15 protein-coding genes are annotated in these 14,435 nt (G+C 38.2%); 10 read left to right on the top strand and 5 right to left on the bottom strand.

Annotated features, from left to right (window positions below):
- Positions 1-28: 28 nt before the first annotated feature.
- The 3 genes from ACTJKA_RS13975 to ACTJKA_RS13965 form a co-directional block, all read right to left on the bottom strand.
- Positions 29-523, bottom strand: coding sequence for a DUF2716 domain-containing protein (locus ACTJKA_RS13975; RefSeq protein WP_099496392.1), 495 nt, complete (start codon positions 521-523; stop codon positions 29-31).
- 34 nt (positions 524-557) lie between these two features.
- Positions 558-1,517, bottom strand: coding sequence for a magnesium/cobalt transporter CorA (gene corA / locus ACTJKA_RS13970; RefSeq protein ID WP_007496624.1), 960 nt, complete (start codon positions 1,515-1,517; stop codon positions 558-560).
- A 131-nt stretch (positions 1,518-1,648) separates the two neighbouring features.
- The gene (locus ACTJKA_RS13965) at positions 1,649-2,161 is read right to left on the bottom strand and encodes a hypothetical protein (protein WP_008341732.1); all 513 of its coding nucleotides are present in this window, start codon (positions 2,159-2,161) and stop codon (positions 1,649-1,651) included.
- A 433-nt stretch (positions 2,162-2,594) separates the two neighbouring features.
- Between ACTJKA_RS13965 and ACTJKA_RS13960 the strand changes: the two genes are divergently transcribed.
- The 4 genes from ACTJKA_RS13960 to ACTJKA_RS13945 all read left to right on the top strand — a co-directional run bounded on the left by ACTJKA_RS13960 (position 2,595) and on the right by ACTJKA_RS13945 (position 6,715).
- Complete coding sequence (locus ACTJKA_RS13960) at positions 2,595-3,464, top strand: DNA-3-methyladenine glycosylase family protein (protein WP_017358802.1); 870 nt, start codon at positions 2,595-2,597, stop codon at positions 3,462-3,464.
- A 102-nt stretch (positions 3,465-3,566) separates the two neighbouring features.
- The gene (gene rlmD, locus ACTJKA_RS13955) at positions 3,567-4,952 is read left to right on the top strand and encodes a 23S rRNA (uracil(1939)-C(5))-methyltransferase RlmD (RefSeq protein ID WP_440607804.1); all 1,386 of its coding nucleotides are present in this window, start codon (positions 3,567-3,569) and stop codon (positions 4,950-4,952) included.
- 441 nt (positions 4,953-5,393) lie between these two features.
- Entirely contained in the window at positions 5,394-6,155 is a 762-nt protein-coding gene (locus ACTJKA_RS13950; protein ID WP_026050056.1) for a methyltransferase domain-containing protein, read from the top strand.
- Positions 6,156-6,301: 146 nt separating this feature from the next.
- Complete coding sequence (locus ACTJKA_RS13945) at positions 6,302-6,715, top strand: DUF6508 domain-containing protein (RefSeq protein ID WP_156061264.1); 414 nt, start codon at positions 6,302-6,304, stop codon at positions 6,713-6,715.
- Positions 6,716-6,744: 29 nt separating this feature from the next.
- On the opposite strand, the gene ACTJKA_RS13940 is transcribed toward ACTJKA_RS13945, so the two are convergent.
- The gene (locus ACTJKA_RS13940) at positions 6,745-7,629 is read right to left on the bottom strand and encodes a LysR family transcriptional regulator (protein ID WP_046526905.1); all 885 of its coding nucleotides are present in this window, start codon (positions 7,627-7,629) and stop codon (positions 6,745-6,747) included.
- A 111-nt stretch (positions 7,630-7,740) separates the two neighbouring features.
- Between ACTJKA_RS13940 and ACTJKA_RS13935 the strand changes: the two genes are divergently transcribed.
- The 6 genes from ACTJKA_RS13935 (at position 7,741) to ACTJKA_RS13910 (ending at position 13,322) form a co-directional block, all read left to right on the top strand.
- Positions 7,741-8,130 carry a tautomerase family protein gene (locus ACTJKA_RS13935; protein WP_046526906.1) on the top strand — a complete coding sequence of 130 codons (390 nt, stop codon included), beginning with the start codon at positions 7,741-7,743 and terminating at the stop codon, positions 8,128-8,130.
- 26 nt (positions 8,131-8,156) lie between these two features.
- On the top strand, positions 8,157-8,480 hold the full coding sequence (locus tag ACTJKA_RS13930) for a carboxymuconolactone decarboxylase family protein (protein ID WP_046526907.1): 324 nt from the start codon (positions 8,157-8,159) through the stop codon (positions 8,478-8,480).
- A gap of 139 nt (positions 8,481-8,619) precedes the next feature.
- Positions 8,620-9,441 (top strand): MerR family transcriptional regulator, encoded by an 822-nt coding sequence (locus tag ACTJKA_RS13925; RefSeq protein WP_099496393.1) that lies wholly within the window; start codon positions 8,620-8,622, stop codon positions 9,439-9,441.
- 26 nt (positions 9,442-9,467) lie between these two features.
- Positions 9,468-10,646, top strand: a complete 1,179-nt coding sequence (locus ACTJKA_RS13920; protein ID WP_336750345.1) for an MFS transporter — start codon at positions 9,468-9,470, stop codon at positions 10,644-10,646.
- A 223-nt stretch (positions 10,647-10,869) separates the two neighbouring features.
- Entirely contained in the window at positions 10,870-12,153 is a 1,284-nt protein-coding gene (locus ACTJKA_RS13915) for a GTPase (protein WP_336750346.1), read from the top strand.
- 155 nt (positions 12,154-12,308) lie between these two features.
- The gene (locus ACTJKA_RS13910; protein WP_336750347.1) at positions 12,309-13,322 is read left to right on the top strand and encodes a hypothetical protein; all 1,014 of its coding nucleotides are present in this window, start codon (positions 12,309-12,311) and stop codon (positions 13,320-13,322) included.
- 169 nt (positions 13,323-13,491) lie between these two features.
- On the opposite strand, the gene ACTJKA_RS13905 is transcribed toward ACTJKA_RS13910, so the two are convergent.
- On the bottom strand, positions 13,492-14,304 hold the full coding sequence (locus tag ACTJKA_RS13905) for a nuclease-related domain-containing protein (RefSeq protein ID WP_171465096.1): 813 nt from the start codon (positions 14,302-14,304) through the stop codon (positions 13,492-13,494).
- Positions 14,305-14,435: the final 131 nt, after the last annotated feature.

The raw sequence follows: 14,435 nt of genomic DNA, 5'->3' as shown, positions 1-14,435 counted from the left end.
AGCTTGCAGACACTGCAAGCTTTTTGACTTACCCTTCTCTTATTTTACGCTGGAACAAAAGGGGACGATGACGAGTAAAGGAGTCAATCAAGCCCTCACCGAAAATCGTGATGCTTTGCTCCCAAGGATGTCCTAGTAAACCCCAGGTCATCTCTTTCGATAAAAAGAAATAGTAATCCCCATTTGGGAGCACAGGAACTCTCCATTCTCCAAATTCATCTTTTTCAAATGAGCCGTATGGTGTAATCCAATAGCATTCGTGCTGCCAATCAAGTACCTGCATATATTCGTCCGTTCCGGTGATATTCTCCTGAAAAGACAGCAGTGCCTTCTTTTCAAGGTCTTCATCCCCACTTAGGAGAGAAGGGTCCTCGAAATAAGCAGAGATATCATATGTGATGTAAGGAGATGGTGCTTGAAAACCGGGAAAGCGAGAGATGCTTGGGTTAAATTTAAACTTTTGATCAAATGTTTTCCATGCGTACTTTAGTTCTTTGTCTGTCAGTGGAATCCAGTTTTCCATAGTATCTCCCTTTCAAGCACTTCTCTCAAAAAAACTATTTGAAAATCCTAAACCATCCTTTATGTTTAAACCACAAAAGCATCCCTGAGACAAGCAAACCCATGAAAATCAGTACGCCAAAATAGCCATATTTCCAGTGTAATTCAGGCATGTTATCAAAGTTCATCCCATACACCCCAACAATAAAGGTCAGTGGAATAAAAATCGTCGAGACAATGGTCAGTGTCATCATGATGGCATTCATTCGATTGGAATTTAGTGTTTGATAGCTGTCTCGTAAATCGGCTGTCATATCACGGTTTGACTCAACGATTTCTGTTAGTTTCAATAGATGATCATAAATATCATTAAAATATGCTTGCCGGTTTGCATCGCTTTTCATCATATTCGTGTTCACAATTCGATATAAGAGGTCCCTCATCGGGATAATGGTTCTGCGCAGTTTGAGCAAATCGGATCGAATCCCGAATACTTCGTTCATTAATGTACCATACGTTTTATGCCCTTCTTCATCCTCGATTTCATTGAGCCTGTCCTCAATTTGATAAATAATAGGAAAATAATCATCGACGAGCTGGTCAATCAGCATATAAGCCATATGCTCTGGACCGCTCTCTCGTGCTTTATCAGACCCTTTGAGCTTTCGAATGACGCGATCAATGTAGGGCGCTTCCTTCAAATGAAAAGTAACGATATAGTTTTCTCCAACAAACAGGTCGACTTCTTCAGATCGAAGTGTTTTTTGATTGAGGGCATGAAGGACGAAAAATAAATACCCTTCATAAAAATCAAGCTTTGGCCGCTGTAAATAATGGAAGCAATCTTCAATCGCAAGCGGATGGAACTGAAAAAATTCCTTTAACAGTGCTGCTTCCTTTTCCGTTGGCGCATAAAAATCAATCCAATACCAGGCAATATCGGGGCTTGAAAGCTGCTGCAATGTTGCATGTTCAATCAAGTCGCCGTTTTTTGTCACTGCAAGTTTTTTCAGCATGTGCACCCCTCCAGACTTGCATTATATCATGAAGCAGCAGCGGTGAACTTATACGTTTTCACCATAAAAAAGCCGATCTCAGCGATGAGATCGGTCCAATGTGCGTGTATGATTGATGGATAAAGCGAGAATTAAGGACGATGGAACGTAACGAATTTATTTTGACGGTCAAACCAGCCTCTAAATGCCCAGTTATCCCAGCCGCCATCGCCGTTGTTTTTAAATGTACCGCTCTCAAAAACCCAAATACCGTAAACAACATTACCAAGGTTAGCAGTAGCGAAAGTTTTCACGCCATTAAAGCGGTCTTCATAGTTTTGGCTTAGGTTAAAGACCATGACGTTATATCTGCCGCCAGCAGCATAGAATGTGCTTTCCATTACACCTTTAACGAATCCAGAACGGTTGGCATTTGCATTTACTGCGTTAATGATTGCATTGGCAATTCCAAGGACATCGAAATTGACGTTAACATTAGGACTAGCTTTAGTTCCAGCTTTACCTTCAGCAGCTTTGTTTAAAACAGTTTGCTGTAGTGTAGTAGAGACGGGTGCTGATGATGTTTTTTCAGCAGCGTCAGCGAATACTGGTAGTGTCGAAGAAACAGCAGTGGCAAGGGCAACAGAAAGAATTGTTTTTTTCATTGGTCGGATCTCCTTTGTTTTTAAATTTTGGGTCTTCTTTTAGTAAAACGTGAAACTAGGTGAAGCCGGTTATCAATGAGGTAAATATGTTCCTGCAAGATGAAACAAATGATTGCCTAATCCGCTAATTCCTTTGTTCACCTCCTTGATATGTCATAATTATACAAATATTTTCGAAATAGAAGATATCACCCATAGGTTCTATTTCTAATTTAAGGAAAAAGCTCCTAAAATGTTGAAGATTGCTGTCGAATTTTAGCTAAATTCGACTAAAAATTTTCATCTATCCAAAAGGAGAATGACCATAAATAAGGAAGATATAACTGATAAATTCTTGTACTCTTTATATTTAAAAGTATTCAATATAGAGAATCATTCATGCAAAGTGAAACAATCACATCTGCGTGTGTTGACAGAAAGGAAGAGGAAAAACATGTGGGAAAAACACCTATTGGTTGAACCGCCCTATCACTTCGATCAAGTGCTGAGACGTTTGTCGAGCGATCCATTAAAGGCGGTCGATCTGGATAAAAGAGAAATCAAAGTACCGATGAGGCTGAATCATAAACCGTACATTGCAGTCGTTCAAGCGACAGGAACAAAAGAAGCGCCTTCGTTCCGGGTACAGGCAAACGGGCCGGAGGAAGCGATCCTTTCTGAGGTGAAGCGGATATTTGGCATGGAGCATCAATTACATGCCGTGCATGACCATTTTGCTCAAACAAATCTTGCGCCCATTTTTGAACGTCATATCGGAACGCCGCTTATGCTGGATTTCCATCTATATCATTGCTTGATGAAATGCATCATTCATCAGCAGCTCAATCTTGCATTTGCTTATGAGCTGACGAAACGGTTTGTTCATACGTATGGTGAGCAAATCGACGGCGTTTGGTTTGACCCTTTACCGGAAACCATTGCATCACTTGAAACCGATGATTTGAGAAAACTGCAATTCAGTCAGCGAAAAGCGGAATATGTCATTGATGTCTCAAAGCGAATAGTGAGCGGCTCTCTGAATTTAGAAGAATTACACGACTTAACGGATATTGAAATTGAAGAACGTCTGCTTCCGATTAGAGGGATTGGACCTTGGACGGTTCAAAATGTCCTCATGAATGGACTTGGAAGACCAAATCTCTTTCCAATGGCAGATATCGGGATTCAAAATGCGATCAAACGTCACTTTGACCTGCCAGAAAAGCCAACAAAAGAAGAGATGGCAGTTTTAAGCAAGGAGTGGGCACCGTATTTAAGCTACGCCTCCCTTTATTTATGGAGAAGTATTGAGACAGACAAATAATTGAAAGGCATTTTCTCTCTTCGTCCAAGTCGTGATATACTATTCAGATGGAATAAAATGAGGACAACCGATAAAGGTTTAAATAGAACGGAGAGAATAAACGTGAAAGAAAAACAGCAAGGAGCCCTTCTGCAAAAGGGGCAGCAGTTCCCGCTTACCATTAAACGCCTTGGCATTAATGGGGAAGGGGTCGGTTATTTTAAAAAGCAAGTGGTCTTTGTCCCAGGTGCACTTCCAGGTGAGGAAGTAGTAGTGGAAGCAACGAATGTTCAAGCGAAATATGCAGAAGGTACGGTGAGGAAAGTTCGCAAGCGCTCAGAACATCGAGTGAAACCGCCGTGCCCAGTATACGAAGAGTGCGGAGGCTGTCAGCTTCAACATTTGGCGTATGAGCAGCAGCTAAAGGAAAAACGCGATATTGTCATTCAATCAATGGAGCGTCATACAAAGCTGTCGGTTGAAAAGATCGACATTAGACCAACAATCGGTATGAAAGATCCATGGCACTACCGGAATAAAAGTCAGTTCCAAGTCGGAAGATCACATAGCGGCGACATCATCGCAGGGCTTTATGGGCTGAATTCCCATAAACTTGTTCCGATCAAGGAATGTATCGTCCAGCATCCGAAAACGAACAAAACAACAGGCGTCGTCCGCAAAATTTTAGAGAAATTCGGCGTATCTGTTTACAACGAGCGGACAAGAAAAGGCGACGTGCGCTCGATTGTTGTGCGTGTCGGCTTTGAAACAGGTGAAGTCCAAGTCGTCCTTGTCACATCAAAGCCTGAGTTTCCAAAGAAAAAAGAAATCGCCGAAGCCATTCAAAAACGTCTGCCAGAAGTGACGTCTATTATGCACAATATCAATGGCGAAAAAACGTCAGTCATCTTTGGGCATAAAACATCGCACCTAGCTGGCAACATGGTCATCCAAGAATTTTTAGGAGACGTCTCATTTGAATTGAGTGCACGGGCTTTCTTCCAATTGAATCCGAAGCAGACATTAAAGCTTTACGACGAAGCGAAAAAAGCGGCCAAACTGACTGGCAAAGAAAAGGTAGTCGATGCGTATTGCGGTGTTGGAACCATTGGAATGTGGCTCTCAGATGGAGCAAAAGAAGTAAGAGGTATGGATGTCATCAAAGAATCAATTGATGACGCGAAGAAAAATGCCAAAAAACACGGCATGAAAAACGCAACTTATGTGACAGGCACAGCTGAACACTGGCTGCCAAAATGGGTCAAAGAAGGCTTCCGTCCTGACGTTATCGTCGTCGACCCGCCAAGAACAGGCTGCGAACGCACTTTCCTAGACACCGTCAAACAAGTCAAACCAAAACGCTTTGTCTACGTCTCTTGCAACCCATCTACACTAGCAAAAGACCTCGAATACATGTCAAAAGACTACAAGATCGAATACATGCAACCAGTGGATATGTTTCCGCATACGGCGCATGTGGAGTGTGTAGTGTCTTTATCTCTTAAATAAAAAGGGAATGACAGCTATGATAGACCAAAATGCATTCAAACGATTCCAACTATATATGGACCCACAGCAGACGAAATTGGTGGACCGAAAACAGCAATAGAAAAGGCAGTAACTAAATGAAAAAACCCTTCCAACAGGAGGGGTTTTACTTTAACTAACAATCTATTTTTTCCTAAGCTCTTTTTTCGTATTCTCTTCTATCATTGTACTTAGACCTCTATAATGAGACATCCATCATGAACTCTCGATTCTCAAACAAAATCATGTCTTACTCAAATATCAGTTGAATGAATTTTGGAATGAATGTCAAAAATCAAGATTCTTACAGGGAGTTATTGAATATGAGACTAAAAGAACATGAAATATAACAACTTTATATATTCGTAAGAGGCCCACCTATTATTTAATCATTAAAACTGCAAAATGATAATTGGAGGGATTATGATGAATGACAAACAGTTTTCTTCATTTATAAAACAAGCAGATGAACCTTTTGTTGGGTGGGATTTCTCATTCATATCTGAAACTGGAAGAATGAAAAGTGAGTTGCTTTCATGGTCATATGGTAGTATAGCTACTTCTCTTGTTCAAAGTGCAAAATCAATGCTGGACATGGGAACAGGTGGTGGAGAGTTTTTATCAAAATTAAGACCTTTTCCAACATCAGTTTATGCTACAGAAGGTTACTTGCCTAATGTACCTGTCGCAAAAGAACGATTAACCCCTTTAGGAGTGAAGGTAGTTCAAATTTCTAATGATGAAAATTTGCCGTTTGAGACTGGAAAATTTAATCTTATCATCAATCAACATGAGTCATTTTCATCTCAAGAGGTGAGAAGAATTATCTCGAATGAAGGTATTTTTCTAACTCAACAAGTCGGTGGACTCGATTGCATAGAGATTAATGAGAATCTAAGGGTACCAATAAATGAAGAATTTATTGATTGGAACTTAAAGCTAGCTTTAAAAGAGATACAGGAGAATCATTTTGAGGTGTTGAAAAGTGCTGAAGAGTTCCCCATTCTAAGATTTTATGATATCGGAGCATTGGTGTATTATCTAAAAGCAATTCCTTGGCAAGTGCCAGGTTTTGAAATAAGTAATTTCAAGGATGAATTATACACCATTCATAAAACCATTGAACAAAAGGGTTATTTTGACGCAAAACAACACCGATTTATGATTTTAGCTAAAGCAATTTAGTTGGAAATGGAGCCTTCGATCTATTTGAAGGCTCCAGCTTAATTCTGAACTAATGTCACTCCTGAATGCACGATACATGGCCTGAAAATGTTTCCTTTTATTATTGTCGGGCTTGAAAGCATTCTAAAAAATAGAGGAGGATAACGATGAGTCAATTTGAGATTTTGACAAAATACATACCGATGCTTCAGGAGGATCATATCGGAGAATGGGTGATCGATCAGGAAAATGATGGAACAGCTGAACGCCCAATCCAGATGCCCTTTGTGAATTATTCCGAAACGGTCCAACGCTTTATTGAAGATGTCTATACCTTTGCAGAACAGCATCAAGAAATGGAACTTACCCACTATAGAGAAATCCTCAAAGAAAATGGCATTGAATGGGGAACGAACGATATGGAGCATGTGGACATCTCAAATTTAAATGCACAGTGTGTACTTGCTCTCATCATGGGGGTTTTGAGAGCTGAGCGATTTAGTGAGGGAGCCATATTCAATTTCTTTAAAAGTGGAGCGATCTTGAAATGGCTTGAAAGATTAAAAAACCTAGATGTATGAAAGCTAGGTTTATTGTTTTTGATACGAGATCACGAGCATGTGAATTGCTCCGCTCCTTGACGAAATAGATTAAGCAGCAGCTGCTTGGTGTTTTCCAGAGAGAGATGGGGGTCCTTATGAGTTAAGACTCCTATCGGGATAAAAGGGTCCTCCATTTCAATTGGAACTTTCACAAACTCGTCTGACAATGGGGTAGAGGAAAGGACGACGCCGACAGAGGGAAATCCCTTTAGAAATGATGGAATGGCTGAAATCTGGCTGACGGTATAAGTGAAGGGCTCCACATTTATTCTTGAAAGTTCCTTTTGTAACTTCATGTGATATAAACAACTTTCCCCGCCTATGATCAGAGGCTGTTCATAAAGTTCCTTGATCAATGAGATCGTTCCAACTTGATCTGCCTGCTGTTTTGCAATAATAAAAGACATTTCCTCCTTGTACAACTCCTCAAACGGAAGTGTGTTCATCACAGGTTCCCCTGCAATAGCAAAATCGATCTCCCCCTGGAGGAGCTGCTTGTGAAGGAAATCTGTATTACCGATGATAAAGTGGCATGTGATATTCGGTTTTTGCTTTCTGAATGTTTGAAGGACGGAAGGAAGAATAGAGACAGCAATTGGTTCTATGACGCCTATATTCAAGGTTCCGATTTCTTCTTTTTGGAGTTTTTGTGATTGCTCTAATACAAAATGCCAATGGAGTATCAACTGATCAATCTCTTTGGCAAACAATTGTCCTGAAGGGGTTAATTCAGCCTCCCATCCTCTTACAAACAATTGAAATCCTAACTCCTTTTCTAATCGTTTAATCTGATTCGTTATGGTCGACTGTGCATAATTCAATTTTTGAGCGGCTTTTGAGAAGGTCCCTTCCTGAATCACGGCTTGAAATGCTTTTAACTCTTTTAGGTCCATTTCTAATATTCTCCATTCGATATATGAATACGTTTTTATATATTATTCAATTATATAAAACGAGTATTGGGATGTAAAATGAAGTGAGACAGAAAAAGGGAGATGACATACATGCCATTTGTAAAAGTCAATTATATGGAAGATGAGTACGATAAAGAAAGCTTAACTTCTATTAGCCAAACGATCATGAAGGCTCTGATAAAAGAATTTCAAGTTCCTAAAAAAGACTACTTTCAGGTATTCAGTTCACATAAGAAAGAAGAATTCTTTTATGATCCCCATTATCTTGTTCGTCATGAAAGAGATCATTGTCTTTTATATATCCAAATTACATGTGGTTCAGGAAGAACCGAGGGACAGAAGCAATCTTTATATAAGGAAATAGCTGACCAGTTGTATAACAAACTCCATATATCAAAAGAAAATGTATTCATTATGCTGATTGAGACAGGCTTGGAAAATTGGTCCTTTGGAGAAGGGCTTGCGCAGATGATCAAGTAACGGAACGATTGAAAGGGGAAATAGCTATGCATCAACCAATCAAGCAAACTGTAAAATTCACTCTCGGAGATTTTGCTCCAGCATTTGTTGAGTATTCAGAAAAAGTTCTCTTTGGAGATTTATGGAGAAGGGAGGAACTTTCTCTTAGAGATCGCAGTATGATTACAGTCTCAGCTTTAGTAAGTACGGGCAGTCTGAATCAGCTGGAATACCATTTACATCTTGCCAAAGAAAATGGTGTCACGAAGAACGAATTGATTGAAGTCATCACTCATCTTAGTTTTTATATCGGATGGCCTAAAGCAGCTTCAGCACTAGAAGCGGCTAAACATATTTTGGAGGACAAATAAAATTCATCAAACAACGAGCCCTATTTGAGATAGGGCTTTTTTATATGCGAATAAATTGTATTTTAAAATCTTCTATTGACTTTCCCCTTTACTGAAAGGTTTATACTGTGATCAGATCAACAAATCGGAGGAGATCAGGATGTTCAAGATTGGCGATTTTTCTATGTTAAGTAAAGTCCCTGTCAAAACCTTAAGGTATTATGACCAGATCGATTTATTAAAACCTAAACAGATCGATCAAGAATCTGGATACCGGTATTACTCAGCTGAGCAGCTGCTTGAGGTTAATCGGATTTTTCTGTACAAGGAATTAGGCTTTACGTTAAAGCAAATGAGTCAGCTTCTTCGTGAAGATATTTCTGTCGAGCAGATTCAGGGCATGTTTCTCTTGAAAGAAAGTGAGATTCAGCAATTGATCGAGAGAGAACAGCAGAAATTAGCGCGTATTAAGGAGCGGATGCACCTCATCAAACGAGAGGGTTGTGTTGAAAAAGAGCAGGAGGTCATCATCAAATCGGTTGAAAGCAAACGCATCATGTCTTTTCAATCCAACGGAACTGTTGAAGAAATCCCTTCATTCTTTCAAATGTTTCATCATTTATTACATAAACATCAACAAGAATCGATCTCGGGACCACAAGTGGTGCTATGGAGAGAATCACTGGATAAAGAAAGTGAGTTCGAATTTGAGGTGGGGTATTCCGTCAAATCGTTAAGATGCTCGCTTCCTCAGGGAATGACAATTCGCACGTTACCTGCAGAAGACACCATGGCGACACTCTTATTTCATTCACATTCTCCATCTGCACAAACTGCTTGTGTTGACCTGGCGACATGGATCGAAAATAACGGATACCGCGTGAAAGAAGATCAGCCGGGCAGAGAGATTTATTACCCATTGTCTGAAAATGAAGAAGGAAGACTCATTGAAATTCAAATTCCTATAAAAAATGAAGTGTAAACATTGCCCAAAGGAGAAACGTCACGATGAAAAATAAAGCCGTTGTTTATTTACTTGCTTTAGCAGCCTTTTTAATCGGAACAATCGAATATATCATTACAGGGATTATTCAAATGGTCGCAGATGATTTACAGGTCACGACATCAGCTGCTGGTTTATTGGTCACATCCTTAGCGCTCTCAGCAGCAATCGGCGCACCGATTGTCATTGCACTAACCATCAATATCGACCGCAGAAAAATATTATCATGGATGCTGATCATTTTTACTTTAAGTAATATCATCACAAGTGTCAGCCATTCGTTTGAAATGGTGCTGATGACAAGGGTTTTACAAGGAATTAGTGGAGGGACGGCCATTGTGGTGGCAATGGCTGTGGCCACTCGTCTTGTGGAACGGGAAAAAAGAGGAACAGCGATTGGCATCATTTTAATGGGATTAAGCAGCTCATTGGTTCTAGGAGTGCCGATCAGCACATTTCTCAGCAGTATGATCGGATGGAAAGCATTATTCGCAGCCATTGGAGTGATCACGCTTATTCCGCTGATTGTTGTGTACAGGCGAATCCCCTCTATGAAAGAACAAGAATCGGTGACGCTTCGTATGCAATTATCGATTTTAAAAGACAAGCGAATATTGCTTGCAGTGGCAGTCACGTTATTCTATGTAGGGGGATATTCGACTTTATTTACCTATTTAACGCCCTTCCTGCAAGCATCAGCCAACCTAAGCATCACAGAAATCAGTGGCATTTTGTTACTAGCGGGAATATGCAGCTTTTTAGGATCAAGCCTTGGAGGGATGGCAGCAGATAAAAAAGGGCCAATCTTCACGATTTTTTCTGGCATCATCTTGCAAATCATGATGCTCATGCTACTAGCATTTGTCACAGGGAATCTCGTGGTCATGGTGGCTGTTATCATGATATGGATGATCGCTACATGGAGCACATCGCCAGCTCAGCAGCTATATCTTGTCACACTTGTACCGAAATCTCCTGATATCGCATTAAGTGTCAATACATCATTTATTCAATTTGGATTTGCTTTAGGCTCGGGGGTAGGAGGGCTTGTATTGAGCAGGACATCTATATTGAACCTCAGCTGGATCAGCGCTGGAACGGTTCTTCTCGCTTTGCTCATGACCATTCTGATGGTGGCATTTGACCGAATTTCTCAGCATAAGAGTTTGAGGCCGATTTCATAAGGCGAGCTGGCTTAACGATTCAAAAATACGTTTTTCTATTTTACAACTCATCTATATAACCTATCTTTTTTATCTATAATTATCGCATTTATTTATTTTTGGAATATTTTATGTAAATAAATCAAACAAGTAATTGATTTGATTTTGGGAGGATAAATATACAAATAATTAGTAATGTTTGATAAAATAGTACTAATTATAGAGGGGGAAGGGTGGCATTTACATGAGTGAAGAGAATAACAAGGATTCTTTGGGAGATTTTGTTTCTGTGATGATGGAAACTTTGAAAAAATTTGATGAGCAATTTGATCAGAATTTTATTAAGCCAAATATAGTTCTTTCAGGCAAAACTGGTGTAGGAAAAAGCACTTTGATCAATGCTATTTTTGGGTCTGAAGTCGCTGAAACTGGTGAAGGAAAGCCTGTTTCGCAATCATTAATTAAATATGACATTCAGGGTATCGATGTAAATCTATTTGATACAAAGGGTTTAGAATTAAACCCGCAAGAAAGGGAAGAATCTCGAAAAAGTATTATTGAAGAAATTAGTAAGCATGCAGAATCTTCAAATGTTAAAGATCATATGCATGTGATGTGGTATTGTATTTCAAATGAAAGTAGAAGAATTGAAGATGAAGAGCTAGAGTGGATAAAAAGTTTTTCAGACTACATGCCTGTAATCATTGTATTAACACAAACACTTGATAGTGATGAGAGGTTTCAAAGAATAATTGAAAAAGAATGCCCAAAATTAAAAATATGTCGTGTACTAGCTGAAGAAAGACAGTTATACGGAAATCTAGCAATACCTCCACACGGGTTGAAAAATTTAATTAGTGAAACCATAGGTATACTTCCAGATGCTACTGTAAGAGCATTTACAGCCGCCCAAAAAATTAAAATTGAGGAAAAAATAAATTCGGCAAAAAAACTGCTAAAAGAACGATTAGATTCAAAGGGTCCTTTTAATTATAAAAATTTAGCACATCTTGCAGATACACTACCAATTGGATTAGATGTGCTAGGTAAGGGAGCTGTTTATCTTTATTTATTTAAGGAAATTATGACTGTCATGGGGATTCCTGTTTCTAAAAATTTCGTGGAGTTTTCGAAAGAGGCTACTCCCCTTTTAAAATCTATATTGCTTCCTTTTATATTTTTTGAAGGAAGTAAAATAGCTGGAAAGTCTATTTTTAAATACGGCAGTGAGAAGTACGGTCCAAAAGTGATGGCCTCTATTACAAAATTATTGGGTAAAAACATAAGTAAAAGCAGCCTAATATTGTCTCCTGTTATCAGTTTAATTATTGGAAGTTATAACAGAAAAGCTACCGAAAAAATTGCAAATGTCTTCATCAATGTATGCTCTGATTTTCTTAGAACTGAGAAGGATTATGATGAACTTTCAAACAAAGAGATTCTAGAAATTCTTTCAACGAATATGCAAGTGAAAATGGAAGAAATCGAAGAAAGTCTTGAGGAAATAGCTGAGGAAATTACTCTTTAAATAAAAAACAATATTGTTTTTTACAGTGGTGGGGTTATTACATATGAACTGAATTAAGAATAGAAAATGGAAAAGTGTATAGAGAAGATCTCAATACTTAATTTTCTTGCTTCTTAATTTCTAGAGTATTAAGGAGAGAGAGGAAATAAATCATTATGAAGATTCATTATTTCCAGAGATACCATGCAAAAGAAAATGTTGCTACAGCAAATACGATGTTGTTATTATCTCGTTTGTATCAGTATTCTTCCCATAAATTTTTTCGTTTTTTAAGCTCGGAGTTCTTCGCTGATTCTTTTGATCCCGAAATTGTATTTAAATTACAAGAAAAAAGTGTCGATAGTATTCCTGATGCAACCATCACTCAGGAAAGTTTTAAAATTGTTGTTGAAACAAAAATGTCCGACTGGTTTTATGACAAACAGCTTATGCGACATTTGAATTCTTTCAATGATGAGAAGAACAAGGTGTTGATTACATTAGCTCCTGAGCTGATGGCAGAAGACAAAAAGGGAATTTTTGAACAACAGTTAAAGAGGTATAATACAACCCAAAATAGACCTGTTATTCACATCAATACAACTTTTGAAGGTATCGCAAATGCAATTCAGGAAGTAATAGATGATAGGGATTTTGAAATGCAAGAGGTTTTGGATGATTATCTAAATTACTGTAATAATGATAATCTCATTGCAGTTTCTGATTCTTGGAAATTTATGAGAATGCAGTTAGCAAACAATACTTTTGATTTTAACGTCAGTCAAAATCTTTATTATGACAATGTTGAACGTGGCTTTAGATCACATGATTATCTTAGTCTATATAAAAACAAAAGTGTACGTGCAATTGGCAAGGTTAGTGCTCGTATTACAGCGGTTAAAACGGAAGTTGGAATGCAATATGAAGCAGAGTATGGCGATGTAACAGAAGAAAGAAAACAAAAAATTCTTCGCGCAATTTCAGATGGTGACGAGCATGGATACGATCTAAGAACTATTAAACATAGATACTTCTTTGTTGAGAAATTCTATGAGACTGATTTTAAGAAAATGACACCAAGAGCGCCTATGGGATCACGAGTATTTAATTTAACAGATATTCTTGGCACAGAGCAACTTCCTATAACATCAGACATTGCACAATTATTAAAAACAAAAACTTGGAACTGAAAATGAGGTTAAAAAGTAATTGCTTTGTTAGTCTACTTCCTAGAGTGAAAAAATATAGACATATTTACAGTTAATTATGAAAAATAACAGTTGATGAAGAGGGGAATTATTAGTTTAGGAATAGAGGTAAGAAAAAGGTAAGGACAAGATCCCTTACCTTTTTTCATGTCTAAATGTTTTTTTGATGAGTATAGCAATAAATCTTTCCTTGGAATCTTGACTGAGCCAAACAGTACGATCGAACTTTTTCGGATACAGCAGTTTGGCATTCATGGCAAACTGCGTTCTCAGATTTTTGTTCAGAGAAAGTTTGCTTTATGTGCTCAACATGATGCCTTCGCAATTTGTCATCAGTAATATTAGCTTGATTGAGTATTTCAAACAAACGTTTTCGTTCTAGTTCAGAGTAAATCGGTGTTGGTTGCTTCATACGGATATTTGCACTTTTTCGTTTGATAAATTCTGTTAATTCTATATCATAAATCACTAACTCATTTGATTGGATTTTCCTTAATTCTTCATCTACTTTGAATGTACATCGCTTTGTAAATGAGATTAAAGAAACGACTGATGAGGTATCAATCAAATTTCCTGTGCAGCGTTTAATGGCTTGGATGTGCCCATAATTTTGAGCGAGTGGACTTATAAAAGGGAACTTTCCGTTTACTAGCCATGTCTTACGCTTTTTCCCTCCGTAAATGGTACCCTGATAGTTCTTTGTTTCAATTACGAACAAGGCATGCGGCGAAATGACGATATGGTCAATTTGAGAGTAACCCGTTGAAGAAGAAGGATTTTCTATCATCACATCATTTAAAAAAAGAAAATCTTTTGGCAATTGCGAGAGCTGAATATCTATTTTATATTCACCAATTGCCCCTTTTCGTGCGGCTTTTTTGTTGTCATAAGTTTTTTGCTGGATATCTTTCTGCACAAGGGGTGTAGTCGTTTTTTTCTTTTTAAATAAAAAGTCTAAGAACATTTGTCTCCTCGATTCTAGATTCATTTCTTATGTAAATATTATCGTCTCATTCTCATACTTTTGAATGAAATTGACTCAATAGAATTGACGAAAGAACCATGAATAGGTGAAGATGAAATAAAATGTAAGAT

It is taken from the genome of Bacillus sp. 22190 (genome assembly GCF_052045575.1).
Classification (GTDB): domain Bacteria; phylum Bacillota; class Bacilli; order Bacillales; family Bacillaceae; genus Bacillus; species Bacillus altitudinis.
Note: the sequence above shows the minus strand (reverse complement) of the source record. Positions and strands in the feature narration are given on the sequence as shown.

Bases quoted from the DNA above. Each gene is read 5' to 3' on its own strand.
- ACTJKA_RS13905 (WP_171465096.1), bottom strand. From the start codon at position 14,304: ATGTTCTTAGACTTTTTATTTAAAAAGAAAAAAACGACTACACCCCTT.
- ACTJKA_RS13945 (WP_156061264.1), top strand. From the start codon at position 6,302: ATGAGTCAATTTGAGATTTTGACAAAATACATACCGATGCTTCAGGAG.
- ACTJKA_RS13975 (WP_099496392.1), bottom strand. From the start codon at position 523: ATGGAAAACTGGATTCCACTGACAGACAAAGAACTAAAGTACGCATGG.
- ACTJKA_RS13935 (WP_046526906.1), top strand. From the start codon at position 7,741: ATGCCATTTGTAAAAGTCAATTATATGGAAGATGAGTACGATAAAGAA.
- ACTJKA_RS13960 (WP_017358802.1), top strand. From the start codon at position 2,595: ATGTGGGAAAAACACCTATTGGTTGAACCGCCCTATCACTTCGATCAA.
- ACTJKA_RS13930 (WP_046526907.1), top strand. From the start codon at position 8,157: ATGCATCAACCAATCAAGCAAACTGTAAAATTCACTCTCGGAGATTTT.
- ACTJKA_RS13940 (WP_046526905.1), bottom strand. From the start codon at position 7,629: ATGGACCTAAAAGAGTTAAAAGCATTTCAAGCCGTGATTCAGGAAGGG.
- ACTJKA_RS13920 (WP_336750345.1), top strand. From the start codon at position 9,468: ATGAAAAATAAAGCCGTTGTTTATTTACTTGCTTTAGCAGCCTTTTTA.
- ACTJKA_RS13925 (WP_099496393.1), top strand. From the start codon at position 8,620: ATGTTCAAGATTGGCGATTTTTCTATGTTAAGTAAAGTCCCTGTCAAA.
- ACTJKA_RS13950 (WP_026050056.1), top strand. From the start codon at position 5,394: ATGATGAATGACAAACAGTTTTCTTCATTTATAAAACAAGCAGATGAA.
- ACTJKA_RS13910 (WP_336750347.1), top strand. From the start codon at position 12,309: ATGAAGATTCATTATTTCCAGAGATACCATGCAAAAGAAAATGTTGCT.
- ACTJKA_RS13915 (WP_336750346.1), top strand. From the start codon at position 10,870: ATGAGTGAAGAGAATAACAAGGATTCTTTGGGAGATTTTGTTTCTGTG.
- ACTJKA_RS13965 (WP_008341732.1), bottom strand. From the start codon at position 2,161: ATGAAAAAAACAATTCTTTCTGTTGCCCTTGCCACTGCTGTTTCTTCG.
- corA (WP_007496624.1), bottom strand. From the start codon at position 1,517: ATGCTGAAAAAACTTGCAGTGACAAAAAACGGCGACTTGATTGAACAT.